Consider the following 15117-nt stretch of genomic DNA (forward strand, 5'->3'; position numbering starts at 1 on the left):
AGTCGGGCCGTCAGCCCCCGGCGGCCGCCGCGACGCGGGCCTCCAGGGCGGCGGCCAGGGACTCGACGGCGGCCGGGGTGAAGGCGTGCTCGTTGTAGCGGAGCCAGCAGACCAGGGAGCCGTCCGGCTGTTCGGTGGCGGCGAGTTCGGGGACGTGGCGGTCGCCGCCGGGCAGGGGGTAGGGGACGGTGGCGCTGCGCGGGACCTCCCAGGCCGTGCAGGTGAGGCCGGGGAGTTGGGCGGGGGCGTTCCAGCTCTCGTAGCGCAGCCAGGCGGCGAACGGCACCAGCGGGCTGAACTCGGCGAAGGGGTAGAGCTGGTGGTCCAGCGCCGCGGTGGCGGTGTCGCGGACGCGGGCGAGGAGCTCGGCGAAGCCCGGCGCGCCGGAGGCGTCGACCCGCAGCAGCAGGGACTGCACGAAGCAGCCGACGGCCTGTTCGGCCTCGGGGCTCGTACGGCCGGGGACGGGCGTCATCAGGACGAGGTCGTCCTGGCCGCTGCGCTCCGCCAGCAGGCCGAGCCAGACGGTGGCGAGGGCCTGGAAGGGGGTCGCGCCGGCCTCGGCGGCCCGTTCGCGCAGGGCGGCGGCCCGGGCGGCCGGGACGGTGAGGCGGTGGGCGGCGCTGAGGACCGTCTCGGTGTCGGCGCGGCCGGGGAAGGGATGCACGGCCTCGGGCGCGCCGGCCAGGGTGCGGGCGAAGTGGGCGCGGGAGACCGGCCAGTGGGCGTTGGCCCGGGCGACCAGCTCGCCGAGCGTCGGCATCGGCCGGGGCGGCGGCGCGGGCCGGCCGCGGCGCAGCGCCGAGTAGATGACGCCGAGGTCGCGCAGCAGCACGCCCACCGACCAGCCGTCACCGACGATGTGGTGGACGGCGAGCAGCACGGCGTGGTCCTCGGCGCCCCGGCTGACCACGGCGAGGCCGGTCATCGGGCCCTGGCCGACGTCGGTGAGCCGGTCGCGGACGGCGATCAGCCGGGCCGACACCTCGTCGTCGCTCTCGCCCGGCGCGTCGACCAGGATGGCCTCGACCTCCGGCTCGGGATCGACCACGGCGCGCCGGATCCCCGGTACGGCGCCGGGCACCGGCACGAAGCGGGTGCGCAGCGCCGGGTGGCGGCGCACCGCCTCGTACAGGGCCTCGGTCAGCAGGTCGGGGCGGAGCGCCTCGGTGACGCGGAACATGACGGCGACCGAGCCGACGTTGCGGCCCTCGGCCTCGGCCATCCAGCGCAGGAAGTTCTCCTGCTGGGAGGTGAGCGGGATGTCGTGCGGCTGGGCGCGCAGGTCACGGAGGAAGGGGGACAGCTCGGAGTCGGCCAGGGCGCCGAGGCCGTCGGCCGCCTTCGGGGCGGCGGCGAGCCAGGCGGCCTGGGCGCGCAGCGAGGGGCGTTCGAAGACCAGGGCGGTGCCGGCGGTGACGCCGAACTCGGCGGAGACGGCGGCGGCGAGCTGGACGGCGCGGAAGGAGTCACCGCCGAGGGCGAAGAACTCGTCCTCGACGGCGGCGACGGGCCGGCCGAGGATCCTGCGCCACAGGGCGGCGAGCGCGTGTTCGTGCTCGGTGGCGGGCGGGGTTCCGGCCGCGGTGCCGGCGGAGGGGGCGTCGAAGCGGGCGCGCAGTTCGTGCTTGACGACCTTGCCGCTGGGGTTGCGGGGCAGCCGGTCGGTGACCAGGATGCGGACCGGCAGTTCGGCCCGTCCGAGCCGTTCGGCGAGGAAGAGCCGCAGTTCGTCGAGGTCCAGCCCGTCGGCGGCGGGGACGACGGCGGCCACCGGGACGGCGCCCATGACGGGGTGCGGCAGGCCGAGCGCGGCCGCGTCGGCGACCCGCGGGTGGGCGTGCAGGACGTCCTCGATGCGCAGCGTGGAGACCTTGAGGGCACCGGACTTGATGACGTCGCTCTCCCGGTCGACCAGGTGCAGGTAGCCGTCGGCGTCGAGCCGGCCGAGGTCGCCCATCCGCACCCAGCCGTCGCGGAAGACGGCGGCCGAGGCGTCGGCGCCGGCGGTGTAGCCGCGCGGCGGGCCGGGCTGGCGCAGCCAGACCTCGCCGACGTCGCCCGGTTCGACGGGCCGGCCGTCCTCGCCGAGCAGCCGCAGGTCGGCGGGGTTGGCGGGGCGGCCGACGGAGCCGGGGCGGCGGGCGTCGACGACGGCGGATATCTGGGCGGGCGACGCCTCGGCGGAGGTGTAGGTGTTGACCAGGGTCGCGGTCGGCAGGGCCTCGCGCAGCGCGGTGGCGACGGGGGCGGGCAGGGCGGCGGCGGAGCAGCTGATCAGCAGGACGCTGCTGAGGTCGTGCCGTGTCGCGGCGCCGGAGTTGAGCAGTTCGACGGCCATCGACGGCACCAGGAAGACGGTGCCGACGCGGTGCTCGGCGACGGTCCGGCCGAACTCCTCGGCGTCGAAGCGCGGCAGGCAGATCGTGGCGGGCGCGGCGACCAGCGCGTTGACCAGGACCACCTGGGCGGCGTTGGTGCCGATCGGGAAGGCGTGCAGCGCGTACGCGGAGTGGGCGTAGGGGCGCGGGCGCGGGTTGAGCCGCTGGCCGGCGGTGAGGCTGGCGTGGGCGGCGTGCACGCCCTTGGGCGCGCCGGTGGTGCCGGAGGTGCCGATGACCTGGGCGAGGTCGCCGGGGCCGGGGCGGTGCGGCGGTTCGTCGCCGCCCTCGGTGCCGTCCGCCTCCAGCCCGGCGAGCCGCAGGGTGCGCAGGCCGGCGGCGGACGCACGCTCGTCCTCGGCCCCGTCCTCGTCCTCGGCCGACCAGGCGACGGCGAGGGCCGCCCCGCTGTCGCCCGCCAGCCGCGCGGTGTCCTCGACGCTCAGGTCCTCGCGGACCACGACGCCCACCGCGCCCGCATAGTGCGCGGCCAGGAAGGCCACCGCGTACGCGTCCCAGGCCCGGTTGGGAAAGAGCAGCAGCACCCGCTCCCCCGGCCGCACCCCCGCCCGGACGAGCCCGTGGGCGGCGCGCACCGCCCGCTCGCGCCAGGTCCGGTAGTCGAGCGCGGGACGCCCGGGGACGAACAGCGCGGGCCGGTCGGGATGCCGCTGCGCCCGGTCGTCGAGCAGATCGGGCAGAGTGAGCGCCTGCGCGGCGTCGGGCGCCGAAACGGCGCTGGCGGGAACGGCGCTGACGGTGGTTCGGGTGCTGATGTCGACTCCCGGAAGAGGCCAGGACGGAGTGGCTGGTCCAGACCGTAGCGGCTCGGCGCCGCCCCCCGCCAGAGCCGTCCGCGCCGATGCACCGCCGCAGCGCCCGGCGGTAGCGGTTCGAGGCCCGCACCATTGCCCGACAGCCGCGCGGTCCGCGACCCGCACCCGGCAGGTCCCGTGCCGAGCGCGGCCGGCCCGGGGGACGGCCGCCGCTGGTGTTCTGACGCACTCAGGAGGCGAACGGCTCGATCTCACCCGCGAAGACGATGATCTGGTCGATGAGGTTCCGTCGCAGATGGACGACATCCGTTCCCGCCAGGCGGGGGCCGCCGTCAGGCGTGGTGAACACCCACTGGTACCGGGCCCATTCGTCAGGCATGTCCACCGCCGAGCAGCGCACCATCGTGCCGGTTCCCGCCGGGTGGCGTCGGAGGTCCAGCACGAACCGCTCGACCGCCCCGATTCCCTCGCTGCGACCCAACGGCCCCCAGAAGACCACGTCCGAGGTCAGGGCCTGCGGGAGCAGGGCGGTCACATAGCTGTCGTCCGAGGCGTTGAAGGCGGAGATGAACGTGTCGATCGCGGAACGTGCGGTCTCTTCCTGCATGCCTCAGTCATACCAGCCGCTTCGCGTGCGCTCATCCCCCGAGACGCCTTCCGATCACGGTGAACCCGCCCGGTCACCGCACCTGGCCGAGGGTGAGCATCGCCTCGGCGACCTCGCCGACCGCCGCGGCCGGGATCGCGGTGGCCGCGTCCTCAAGGACGAGCAGCCGCGCCCCGGGGATCGCTCGCGCGAGTGCCTCGCCGTTGCCGACGGGAAAGAACCGGTTCCTGCCGCCGTGGACGACGAGCGTGGGGAGCGAGATCTCGGGCAGGCGCTCGCGCCAGCGGGGTGCGCAGTCGAGCCTGGAGAACACCGTGCCCAGCTGGTTGGCCAACTGGACCGCGGGGGCGGTGCCGGGCGTGCGGTCCCAGATGCGTGCGGCGAGGGCGCGCGCGGCGGCGGGGTCGTCGCCGAGGATCTCCGCGCCGGCGGCGGCGAACTCCGCCACCGCCTCGCGGTCGGCCCAGTCGGGCATCGGACGGGCGAACAGCCGGCCCATGGTCGCCGGGTCGTGCTCGGGCAGGTCGGCGTCGGCCGGCCCGGGGGCGACCGCGCGGGTGCCGACCAGGGTGAGCGCCGAGAACGCGCCCGGGTGGTCGAGCGCGGCGACCTGGGCGACCATCCCGCCGACGCCGATCCCCGCGAGGTGCGCCGGTCCCCCGCCGAGCACTTCGGCGAGGGCCGCGGCGTCGGCGGCGAGGTCGCGCAGGGTGTAGGCGGGCGCCTCCGGGTCCGTCACCGTCGACTCCCCGCTGTCGCGGAGGTCGTAGCGCACCACCCGCCGCCCGCCGGCGGCGAGGCGCTCGCACAGCGCGTCGGGCCAGGAGAGCATCGTCGTCCCGCCCACCAGCAGGACGAGCGGGGCGTCGTCGCCGCCGAACGACTCGACGCCCAAGGCGATCTCATGGACGTTGACGGTGGGCATCGGATCCCCTGAAGGCGTCGTAGGGCAGGTGCGCGGAGGTCGATGGAGAGCCTACGCCCCACCGGGGTCACGGCCGGCGTCGAACCCGATCTCCTCGGGACGAGCCTCAGGCCGTCCGGCCGGCGCAGGCCACGGCGGTCGACAACCCGGACGGACCGATCCCCGTCCGCTCTCTCAACACCGGCGAGGCCGAAGGCCGTCCCTATGCCCCGGCGGATGCGAGGTGCCACACGCCGTGGGCGAGGTCGAGCGTCGCCGCGTAGTCGGCCCGCTCCGGCAGTGTCTGGCCGAGGCGCCACCGCTGCGGCAGAGCCGACAACTTGAGGGTCACCATGGTCCCGGAAGCGGCCCCGACGACTCCGGTCCAGTGGCGGCTCTCGGCAATCAGCTGCTCCGGCAACGCGCCGTCCGGTTCCGGGACTTCCACGGACGAGACTCCACCGGCATTGATCAGCGCGGACCCGGCCAGCAGGGCCAGCAACCGGCCGAGGAGCGACGCCGGCATGGCCGGATCCGTCGATTCCACAGCCAGGTAGCAGTCGTCGTGTCCGGAGAACCGGAAACGCGAGCCGTCGAGGCGAGGAAGGACCGGCTCGTCACCGGCGGCCGTGCCGATGACCTGAGCAAGCTCATCGAGCTGCTCGGGGGCACTCCCGCCGGCACGTCGACCAGCGACAGATCGTAGGGCGCCAAGCCGCTCAGGAATCGGGGCAGGCTGTCCCGATCCATCAGCAGGAACTCCTCGCCGATCTCGATGGAGTCGGACGCCAATGCCCCGACCGGGTGGACGGTGCAGTGAACCCCTTGCTCCGCTGCGATCAGGGACGGCCGCCACTGCTGGTCGTCCTCGTGCAGGAAACTGTTCGTCTCCAGGTTCACGACGACGACCGTGTCGTTCGCCGTGCGGGTGAGCACGTCGATCAGCTCCCCGGCCTGGGCGGCCGCCCCGCCGATCATCCACGAGCCGTCAGCCTCACGGACGCTGAAACTCATCGGGAACGGCAGACGCTCCATCCCGACAGAGTTGACGTTGAAGGCCCCGTGACGTTCCACCTTGATCACGGCCGCATCCTGCCATACGGACTCGCCCGTACTGCGGCCCCACTTCCCGGGCCACGAGCTCGACCTGCGCAGGACCGTGGCCCCGGGCCGGCCGGGCCGCTCCGCCGGCCGGGCTCCCCGGGTGGGGGCGCCGTCGCCTAGAGTGAGAGCTTCTTGTGGACGGGACCGGTGACGGCACGAGCGGGGAGGGGGCCGGAGTGGAGCGACGCGTACGTCGGGCCGCGGCGGCCGCGCTGTCCTGCGCGTTCCTCGTGGCCTGGGCCGTCTGCCAGGTCCTGCTCGGCACGGCGACGGGCGCGGCGCAGCCGGCGCTCGGCGCGCCGCCCGCCGTCGCCGCCCCGGCCGCCCCCGCGGCTCCCGCCGCCGTACGGCTCGGCCCGGCGGGCGCGGAGGTGCGGCGCACCGCGGACCACCGCCCCGGCTCCGACGTCGTCCAGCGGCGGGCGGCCGCCGCCGAGCCCGGTGTCCGGCTGCCCGCGTTCCCGCCGGCCGCGCTCCCGGCCGCCCGGACGGACGCCCCCGGGCCCCGCCCCGGGCTGTACGCCGCGGGGCCGCGCCAGGAGCGCGCGCCGCCGTCCGACCACTACGACCCCCGCCACACCCGCGGTCCCCCCTCCACCCGGTCCAGCTGACGTTCCACCGCGCCCGCCGACCCGGGTGCCGCGGCCTGCCCGCGGCCCGGAGCGTTCCGGCGGCGCGCGTCCCCTCGCGTCCGCCCGTCCCGGGTGCGGCGTCCCCCGTGGACGCCCGGCTCCCGCGGACCGCCCGTGGAGTACCCATGCCTACTCGCCGTGCCACGTTCTGGCGCGCGCTCGTCGCGCTCGCCGTCGTCGGTGTCTCGCTCTACGTCGCCCTGACCACCCCGCCCCGCCTCGGCCTCGACCTGCGCGGCGGCACCCGGATCGTCCTGGAGACCCAGGACTCGCCCACCGTCCGCGCCGACGCGGGCGCCACCGACCGGGCGCTGGAGGTGCTGCGCCGGCGGGTCGACGGCCTCGGCGTCGCCGAACCCTCGCTGGCCCGCGTCGGGGAGCGACGCATCGTCGTCGAACTCCCCGGCGTCCAGGACCCCCGCGAGGCCGCCGGGGTCATCGGCCGCACCGCCCAGCTCACCTTCCACCCCGTCACCGCGATCGCCGACGGCCCGGCCGGACCCCCCGCGGCGGACGGCTCCCGGGTCCTCGCCGACCCCGGCCTCCCCGGCGCCCACCTGCGGCTGGGCCCGCCGGCGCTGACCGGTGACGGCGTCAAGGACGCCTCGGCCGTCCTCGACACCCGGACGGGCCTCGGCTGGAGCATCGACCTCTCCTTCCGCGGCTCGGCCGGCGACGCCTGGGCCCGGCTGACCGGGGAGGCGGCGTGCGCCGCGCCGGGCGACCCCGCCCGGCGGGTCGCCATCGTGCTCGACGACCGCGTCCTGTCCGCCCCCGGAGTGCAGGACAGCGTGCCCTGCGGACGGGGGATCACCGGCGGTTCGACGCAGATCACCGGCGGGTTCTCGGCCGACGAGGCCCGCGACCTCGCGGCCCTGGTGAAGGGCGGCGCGCTGCCCGTCCCGGTGACGGTGATCGAGCAGAGCACCGTCGGCCCCACCCTCGGCGCCGAGGCCATCCGGGCCAGCGCCCTGGCCGCGGTCATCGGCCTGCTCTGCACCGGCGCGTTCATCATCGCGGTGTACCGCCTGCTCGGGGTGCTGGCGACCGTCGCGCTCACCCTCTACGGACTGATCTCGTACGCCGCCGTGGTCGCGCTCGGCGCGACGCTCACCCTGCCCGGGCTGGCCGGCTTCGTGCTCGCCATCGGCATGGCGGTGGACGCCAACGTGCTGGTCTTCGAACGGGCCAGGGAGGAGTACACCGCGCCCCGGGCGGCCGGCCGGGGCAAGGAACGCGACCTGCGGCGCCCGCTGCGCGCCGGGTTCGCGAAGGCGTGGAGCGCGGTGGCCGACTCCAACGTGACGACGCTGCTCGCCGCCGGGCTGCTCTTCGTGTTCGCCACCGGCCCGGTCAAGGGCTTCGGGGTGACGCTCTCGATCGGTGTGCTGGCCTCGATGCTCTCGGCCATGCTGATCACCCGTCTGCTCGCCGAGTGGGCGGTGCGACGGCCGGCCGTCGCCCGGCGGCCCCACCTGACCGGCATGGCCACCGTCGGCCGGCTCCGGACCCGGCTGAACCGGCGGCCGCCCCGGCTGATGCGCCACCGGCGCCGCTGGCTGGGCGCCTGCGCCGGCCTGCTGCTGCTCGCCCTCGCCGGGATCGGCGGGCGCGGGCTGGACTTCGGCGTCGAGTTCACCGGCGGCCGGGTGGCGCAGTACACCGCCGCGCAGCGGGTCGACGCGGACGCCGCCCGCGCGGCGGTGGTCGGCGCCGGCTTCCCGCAGGCCGTGGTGCAGACCACCGGCGACACCGGCGTGTCCGTCCGTACCAAGGAGACCGGCGACGACCAGCAGCAGCGCATCCGGGAGGCGCTCACCGGCGTCACCGGCGAGCTGTCCGTGGAGCGCGACGAGCTGATCGGGCCGAGCCTCGGCAGCGAGCTGCGCGGCTACGCGCTGGCCGCGCTCGGGCTCGCGGTCGCCGCCCAGCTGCTCTACCTCACCATCCGCTTCCGGTGGACCTTCGCGACCGCCGCGGTGATCGCGATGGCACAGGACCTGCTGCTCGTCCTCGGCCTCTTCGCCTGGCTGGGCAAGCCGGTGGACAGCGTCTTCCTCGCCGCGCTGCTCACCATCGTCGGGTACTCGGTCAACGACACGGTGGTGGTCCTGGACCGGCTGCGCGAGCTGCGCCGGACCGGGACGAAGGCGAGCTGGGCGGACCTCGCGGACCGCGCCGTGGCGCAGACCCTCCCCCGGACGGTGAACACCGGCATGGGGGCGCTGTTCGTCCTGATCGCCCTGGCGGTCCTCGGCGGCGACTCGCTCGCCGACTTCTCGGTGGCCCTGCTGGCCGGTGTCCTGGTGGGCACGGCGTCGACGGTGTTCACCGCGATGCCGGTGGTCGTCCTGCTCCAGGACCGGTCCCCGGACCGGCCCCGTGAGCCCCGTGAGCCCCGGGCGCCGCACGCGGTGGCCGCCGCGGCGCGGACACGCGACCACAACGGGGCGGTGGTCTGAGCGACGCCCGATCCGCTCCCGGCGCCCGGCCGGACAGCGGGTCGCCGTTAGGCTGTGAACGATCGACCGTGATCGATCGGCCGTGACGGAACCGCGCTGTGGGGCCCGAGTCCGACGCGGGCCCCACAGCGGGGACATGGAGGTGTGGGGTGTATCCGCTCGGGCTCGGTGTGGTGTCGTGGTGGTGGCTCGCGATCCTGGTGACCGCGACGTTCTGGGTGCTCCTCGTGCCGGGAATGCCCACCCGCACGCACCGGATCAGCGCCGCCCTGACGCCGCTCGCCATGGCGCTCTTCGGGGTTGGCAGCTACTACGCGAAGCACATGGAAGCGGCCACGGTACTCGCCATGTACTCGTTCGCGGTGGTGTCCTTCCCGGCGGGCATGATCGGCCACCGCAGGGAGCTGGCGCGGCGGTTGACGGAGGCGAACGAGAAGGGCGAGCCGGAGGACGAGGCGGCTCCGCCCGCCATGCTCGCGCAACTCCTCGTGTCGCTCGTCGTGTTCGGCGGCCTGGCGCTGTGGGTCACCCGCTAGCCCGGTCCGTCCGCAGGTCAACCGGGCCGTGATGCCGCGCCGGCCGCCGAGTCGTCCCTGCGGACCGACCGCCAGACGTGCAGTGCCCAGGCGAGGTCGTCCGGCTCGTCCCACATGCACACGGTCCCGACCGCGGTGCCGTCGCGGTCAACGGTGAAGCCGTACAGTTCGTACCGGGTACGGCCGTCCGGCGCGGCGACGGTCCAGAAGGCGTGCCGGACGCCCTCCCCCGCGATGTCCTCGGTGACCTGCTGCTCCGGCGGTACGGCCGGTGCGCCGTTCACCAGGGCCGCGAGGAACTCGGCGGGGCTGCGGCGGAGCGGATCGGCGAACAGGTCGGCGTGCACAGTGCGGCCGGGCGCCAGGAAGCGGTGCGCGCCACCGGCGACACCGGCGGAGAACCCGCTGCCACGCTCGACGGACCAGCGCTCGTCCAGCGGGGTGCGGACGGGAACCGGCAGCGGGTGCGCCAGCCGGCGGAGGACGTCGTCACGGTCCCACGTCGCGCCGAGGATCCGGCGCAGCACCTCGTCGTCGCCGTCGTCGACGTAGGGGATCTCGTCGGGGTCGCGCACGACGACGGTGGCCGGGGCGCCGAGGAGGGCCGCGCCCCAGGGCTTGATGGCGTTGGCCATGGTGCCCCGGAGTTCGAGGTCACGGTACTCCGGGGCTTCCCAGACCCGGTGGGCGCGCTCCAGGTCGTCGTCGCCGATCCGCAGCCAGGTGCCGAAGACGAGCTCGGTCCCGCCGGTGAGCCGGACCGGCAGCAGGCAGCGGATGAAGCTTCCCGCGCCGTCGACCCGCAGCAGGGCGCCGACCCCGACCTCGTGCCGGGCCACCTCCGGGAGGTCCAGCGCGGCGTCGGGCAGCGTGAGCCGGGCATCGATCCGCTGCGCGTCGGGCACCGGGGATCCACAGCATGAACAGGCGGCGGGCTTGGCGATCATGTGGTGCAGCGTAGAGGAGACCCGCAGCGCCCCGCATAGCCGGCCGTCGGCGAGCACCAGAGCCGGGAGGCGCCGCCAAAAGCCCGACAGGCGAACTGTTCTCACGCCATTCTGGGCTCATGAACCGATCCCCGACACGGTCTGCTCAGGACAACCGGCCGGAGCATGACGTCACACGCCCTCAGCAGCCCCCGCATCCGCGCCCGGTGCGAGACAGCAGAGCCGGGTCCCCGTCGCTCGAAGGGAAGGCTTCACCGTGAGCCGAACAGACAGATGTCCACGCGTCCTCGTCGTCGGGGCGGGCCTGGCCGGCACCGCCACGGCGATCCGGCTGCTCCGCTTCGCGCGCGAGCCGCTCGAAGTCGTCCTGCTCGAACGGCGCTCCGACTACCGGTCCGCCGGGGTCGCCTACCACCGGGACGGTAACCCCTGGGATCATGTGTTCAACATCCAGGCGGGCCGGATGTCGGTGTTCCGGGAGGACGTCCTCGACTTCGTCCGCTGGGCCAACGTCGAGGCGGACCGGCGGAACTGGCCCGCGCCGTGGGACGAGTTCGAGTTCGTCGAGCAGGGACCGGCGCCCCGGCGGATCTTCCAGGACTACCTGACCGACCGGCTGGCCGAGGCCCGGCGGGAAGCCTGTCCCGGCGTCGTGCTCGTCGAGGCGGACGGCGAGGCGGTCGACATGGAAGTGCGCGCCACCGGGGTGGAGGTGACCGTACGACACCTCGCCGTGGACGGCCGCGAAGCCGGGCCGGGCGGCGCGGAGACGACCGCGCTGTTCGCCGACCACATCGTGCTCGCGACCGGCCTCGAACTCAGGGATCCGCCCTTCGCCGCCGACGTCCTCGGGCACCCGTGCTTCGTGCGGAACCCGTTCTCCGCGGCCGGCGTCCACAAGCTCGTGACGCTCCCGCCCGAGGCGACCGTCGCGATCGTCGGGTCCGTGCTGAGCGCATACGACTCGGCGGGCCTGCTGCTGCGCCAGGGGCACACCGGGAGGATCCATCTGATCTCCAAGACCGGCACGGTGTTCCGCACGTACCCCGGCGGTCACGAGCACGGGGTGTTACGACTCCCCTGCCCGAAGACCCTGCTGGAGCCGTACCGGGACCGCGAGGAGTTCCTCGCCCGGGTTCGGGCCGAGTGGGAGACGGCGTGCTCGACGGTCCTCCGGGAGCACCCCGAGGTCGACCCGGCGGTGATCGCGGAGCGGGTGGCCAAGGCGTGGGAGCCGCATCTTCCGGAGGCCATCGAGCGGATCCCCTCCACGGAACTGCGTGGCCTGCTGGATGAGTTCGGCACCGCGATCGCCGCACTCCGCGTCGGCGCCGTGGACTACACGATGGCCGTCATCGAGCGCGCGATGCACCCGGTGGACGGGGCGGTGCGGCTGGTCGTCGGCAACGTGCGGGGGATCACGCCGGCGGAGTCGGGGCGGCTGGTCGTCTCGGTCGCGGCCCCGGACGGGGAGCACACCATCGAGGCCGACCTGGTGGTGTCCAACTTCGGCAAGGAGCCGGACTACCGCAGGGTCGGCCAGCCGCTCTGGCGCAATCTCCTGCGCAGGGGGATCGCGGTGCCCCATGAACGCACCGGGCGCGGCCTGGAGGTCGACGAGCACGGAACGCTGCTGAGCCCCGGCGGGGAGCCGGCCGGCCCGTTCTCCGCGGTCGGCGTGCTGCGCGAGGGCGACGAGATCGTGCGGCGCGGCCGGACCGGTGCGTTCGCCTTCAATCTCGCCGCCATCAAGAACCATTCCATCACGGTCGCCGCCCGGGCGATCGAGCAACTGGAACTGCGGGAAGGCGGATTGGCCGCCGATCCGGCTCACGACATCAGCAATTCAGAGGAAGCGACCCCGGGCGGATTCGAGGACGCTGTAGTCCTGGAGGTGAGGAGGTTGGCCACACGGGCTCGGAGCGAGCGGGAACTGCTCGATTCCCGGTTGGACGACCGCATCCGGTCCATGGGCGGACTTCCACCCCTCCCCATCGCTGCTTCCCGGCCAGAGCGCCTGATGAGGACGCTCGTCAACCGGGCAGCCGTTGAACGACTCACCGACGTCACCGTGACGCCGCGGCAGTTGCGTCGACAACTGGGGATAGCGGACGCCGAGATTCTGGAGGGCTAGTTGAACGGGCGACGGATTCAGGGATTCCTACTGACCGGTGGCACACAGAGTGTTTTGCGAGGCACCTGTAACCGCACCAGAGGTCCACTCGACGGATCCATTCTCGTCGCCCCTTCCCTCGACGCGGGTCTCTACGAAGCGATCGTGGCGGCGCGTGCGGTCATTTGCGGGACGGGCGGAGCGACCGGCCACATGCAGTCCCTCTGCCGCGGCAGGGGCATTCCCGTGCTCCGCGTCGATCAGGAGGATCTCGACGACCTGGTCGGCGAGGTGACGTTGCACCTGGCGAGCCAGACCGTCGTCCTCGGGGCCGACACGGGCTCCGGGGCCCAGGGGCCGGGGGGCGAGAGTTCGTTGCTGGACGAACTCGGCTCGGCGTGCGCGGTGATCGCGGACCTGCAGGACATCCGGACGATCAACGCGTGCGGGCCGGACGCGAAGCGGGTCGAGTCCTTCTTCATCCGGGAGGAGTTCCTCTGCCTGGCGGCGGGCCTGCGCCCGCTCGACGCCCTGCACGGCGGCCCGGCCGACATCGCGGACTACGGGAAGGCCGTCGCGGACCGGCTGTGCACCTTCGTCGAGGCGCTCCTGCCCGACCAGCGGCTGGTCCTGAGGCTGCTCGACCTCCGCTCCGACCACGCCGCCGGCGTCACCGAACTGGCCCCGGTCGCGGTCGAACCGAACCCCGAGCTGGGCCTGCACGGCGCACGCTGGCTGCTCGGTTCGGCCGCCTACCGGGACGCCCTGCACGCCGTGCTCGGATCCCTGCGCGAGCGGCTCGGTGACGACGCGGGCCGCGTGCACCTCTCGATTCCGTTCCTCAACGACGCGAAGGAGTACACCCAGCTCCGAGCGCATCTGGAGCTCCCGGCCGACGTGCCGGTGGCCGCGTTCATCGAGACGCCCGCGGCGGTGCACGCCACTCCGGCGATCTGCGCCGCGGGCGCCAGCGAACTGTTCGTCGGCACGAAGGACCTCGTGCAGTTCTACCTCGCTGCGGACCGGACCAACCACCTGGTGGCCGACTCCTACCAGACCCGGCACCCGGCCGTCATCGACGGCGTGCGGACGGTCGTGGAGTCCGCGCGCACGGCGGGCACCCCGGTACGGGTGTTCTCGCTGGGCGCGGACTTCACCCACTACCTGGACCGCCTGCCGACCCCGGACGGCTACATGATGTGCACCGCCGAACTCCAGCAGGTGATCCTCCGGTCGCACCCCTGACCGGGTCGGCGGGACCGGTGGAGCCGCAGGCCGATGACCTGCGGCTCCACTGCCGGAGAGGGCGAAAAGAACCGGACTCGCACCCCGAATGACCGCTTCTCGCCGGGACTCCCCGGTGTGTCAGTGCCGGTTGCGATCCTGTGGGCATGGACGACGAGAACTTCTGGGCGCTCATGGATGAGCTGAGCAGTCGCCCCGGTGGCCGGCACGAACGGCTGGAGTGGCTGCGCGGGAAGCTGCGGGACGGGACGGCCGCGGAGGCGGTGGAGTTCCAGGCACGTCTGGAGGCCGCGTGCGCCGCGGTTGCCACGGACCCCCTGTGGCGGGCGGTGCGCCGGATCGAGGGCGGCCTGTGCTCCGACGACGGCTTCGACTACTTCGCGCTCTGGCTGGTGGCCCAGGGACGGCGGACCTACCAGGCGGTGCTCTCCGACCCGGACGCCCTCGCCGACGTCGCCGAGGTACGAGCCCTGTCGGGACGGCACCTGCGGGAGTGGCACGACGACGAGTGGCCGGAATGGGAGGAGCTCGACTACGTGGCCCAGGAGGCTTTCGCCGAGCTGACGGGCCAGGGGGACGACGGGGACGACAGCGAGGAGGAGTTCCACGAATCGCTGGACGCCGTCCAGGAGGCATGGGCGGAACCCGAGGGAGAGACCGACACCGTCGAGGCCGCGGTGAGGGCCGGGACACCCCGGCTCGACGCCCTCTTCCCCGTGGAGGCCGGCTCCTGATCGGCAAGAGACGTCCCGGGTGCCGGTGCCCCGTGGCGAGCCGGCACCCGGGGGCCGGCGTCAGTAGACGAGGATGTCCCAGTGGCTGCCCTCGTTGCAGTACAGGTTGCCCGACGCGGCCTTCCACTGCGGGTAGCCGTCGCCCCGGAGGCCGATGTAGGTGAAGCTGTTCTGGATGTAGCCGTCGATGCAGGAGTTGCGGGAGATGTCGACCTTGTAGCCGTTGTAGTGGCTGTAGGTGCCGGAGGCGTGGCCCACCTCGGTCCCGCCGGTGATGTTGATGGCGCAGCCGCTGGACTGCTTGAGGGTGATGATGGTGCTCACGGTGCCCGAGTTGATCTGCTCGAACGAGGTACAGGTGGAGTTGGACCTGGTGGTGCAGCCCCCGCTGGAGCTCCAGGTGATGCCGGCGTTGCGGAACTGGCTCGCTGCCGTCGCCTGGGACAGCTTGGTGCCACTGGCGCCCGCGGTGGGCGCCGAGAGGGCGAGGCCGGCCAAGGCCAGGGCGACGACGGTGGCTGCGGTGCGTGGCTTCATCTGCATCTCCCGGTGAGAACGGTGTGCTTCCGACTCGACCCCTGCTCCCGCCCCGCCTCGACGGGAAGGCGGGAGGGCGGCAAGTCCGGCGCCGGGCCTGCCGAACCGGCCCGGGCGCGGGGGTCGTACGCAGTGCTGT

The 15117-nt window shown here is 74.0% G+C and carries 13 protein-coding genes; 6 read left to right on the top strand and 7 right to left on the bottom strand.

Features of this window, described 5'->3' with window-relative positions; genetic code table 11:
• Window positions 1-10: 10 nt before the first annotated feature.
• From ABTX81_RS27850 to ABTX81_RS27870, 5 genes are all read right to left on the bottom strand, one after another.
• Entirely contained in the window at window positions 11-3229 is a 3219-nt protein-coding gene (locus ABTX81_RS27850) for a class I adenylate-forming enzyme family protein (protein WP_502892876.1), read from the bottom strand.
• Between the two features lie 157 nt (window positions 3230-3386).
• Window positions 3387-3764 (bottom strand): nuclear transport factor 2 family protein, encoded by a 378-nt coding sequence (locus ABTX81_RS27855; protein ID WP_350550848.1) that lies wholly within the window; start codon window positions 3762-3764, stop codon window positions 3387-3389.
• A gap of 73 nt (window positions 3765-3837) precedes the next feature.
• Window positions 3838-4689 (bottom strand): alpha/beta fold hydrolase, encoded by an 852-nt coding sequence (locus tag ABTX81_RS27860; protein ID WP_350550850.1) that lies wholly within the window; start codon window positions 4687-4689, stop codon window positions 3838-3840.
• A 202-nt stretch (window positions 4690-4891) separates the two neighbouring features.
• Window positions 4892-5170: a hypothetical protein gene (locus ABTX81_RS27865; RefSeq protein WP_350550853.1), complete on the bottom strand. Its 279-nt coding sequence runs from the start codon at window positions 5168-5170 to the stop codon at window positions 4892-4894.
• Complete coding sequence (locus ABTX81_RS27870; protein ID WP_350550855.1) at window positions 5140-5751, bottom strand: hypothetical protein; 612 nt, start codon at window positions 5749-5751, stop codon at window positions 5140-5142. Before ABTX81_RS27870 ends, ABTX81_RS27865 begins: the two co-directional genes overlap by 31 nt.
• 197 nt (window positions 5752-5948) lie before the next feature.
• Here ABTX81_RS27870 and ABTX81_RS27875 point away from each other — a divergent pair, with 197 nt between their 5' ends.
• The 3 genes from ABTX81_RS27875 (at window position 5949) to ABTX81_RS27885 (ending at window position 9402) form a co-directional block, all read left to right on the top strand.
• On the top strand, window positions 5949-6383 hold the full coding sequence (locus ABTX81_RS27875; protein ID WP_350550858.1) for a hypothetical protein: 435 nt from the start codon (window positions 5949-5951) through the stop codon (window positions 6381-6383).
• A 146-nt stretch (window positions 6384-6529) separates the two neighbouring features.
• Window positions 6530-8866 (top strand): protein translocase subunit SecD, encoded by a 2337-nt coding sequence (secD, locus tag ABTX81_RS27880; protein WP_350550861.1) that lies wholly within the window; start codon window positions 6530-6532, stop codon window positions 8864-8866.
• Between the two features lie 149 nt (window positions 8867-9015).
• On the top strand, window positions 9016-9402 hold the full coding sequence (locus ABTX81_RS27885) for a hypothetical protein (protein WP_350550864.1): 387 nt from the start codon (window positions 9016-9018) through the stop codon (window positions 9400-9402).
• A gap of 17 nt (window positions 9403-9419) precedes the next feature.
• On the opposite strand, the gene ABTX81_RS27890 is transcribed toward ABTX81_RS27885, so the two are convergent.
• Window positions 9420-10349, bottom strand: a complete 930-nt coding sequence (locus ABTX81_RS27890; protein ID WP_350550867.1) for a DUF2199 domain-containing protein — start codon at window positions 10347-10349, stop codon at window positions 9420-9422.
• Window positions 10350-10605: 256 nt separating this feature from the next.
• On the opposite strand from ABTX81_RS27890, the gene ABTX81_RS27895 reads away from it, so the two are divergent.
• The 3 genes from ABTX81_RS27895 to ABTX81_RS27905 all read left to right on the top strand — a co-directional run bounded on the left by ABTX81_RS27895 (window position 10606) and on the right by ABTX81_RS27905 (window position 14441).
• Complete coding sequence (locus tag ABTX81_RS27895) at window positions 10606-12483, top strand: FAD/NAD(P)-binding protein (protein WP_350550870.1); 1878 nt, start codon at window positions 10606-10608, stop codon at window positions 12481-12483.
• Window positions 12484-13707 carry a putative PEP-binding protein gene (locus ABTX81_RS27900; protein WP_350550872.1) on the top strand — a complete coding sequence of 408 codons (1224 nt, stop codon included), beginning with the start codon at window positions 12484-12486 and terminating at the stop codon, window positions 13705-13707.
• A 146-nt stretch (window positions 13708-13853) separates the two neighbouring features.
• Complete coding sequence (locus tag ABTX81_RS27905) at window positions 13854-14441, top strand: DUF4240 domain-containing protein (protein WP_350550875.1); 588 nt, start codon at window positions 13854-13856, stop codon at window positions 14439-14441.
• Window positions 14442-14501: 60 nt separating this feature from the next.
• Here the strand turns inward: ABTX81_RS27905 and ABTX81_RS27910 are convergent, their stop codons facing one another.
• Complete coding sequence (locus ABTX81_RS27910; protein ID WP_502892874.1) at window positions 14502-14984, bottom strand: hypothetical protein; 483 nt, start codon at window positions 14982-14984, stop codon at window positions 14502-14504.
• Window positions 14985-15117 lie beyond the last annotated feature (133 nt).

It is taken from the genome of Kitasatospora sp. NPDC097605 (genome assembly GCF_040302725.1).
In the GTDB taxonomy this organism is placed as follows: Bacteria; Actinomycetota; Actinomycetes; order Streptomycetales; family Streptomycetaceae; genus Kitasatospora.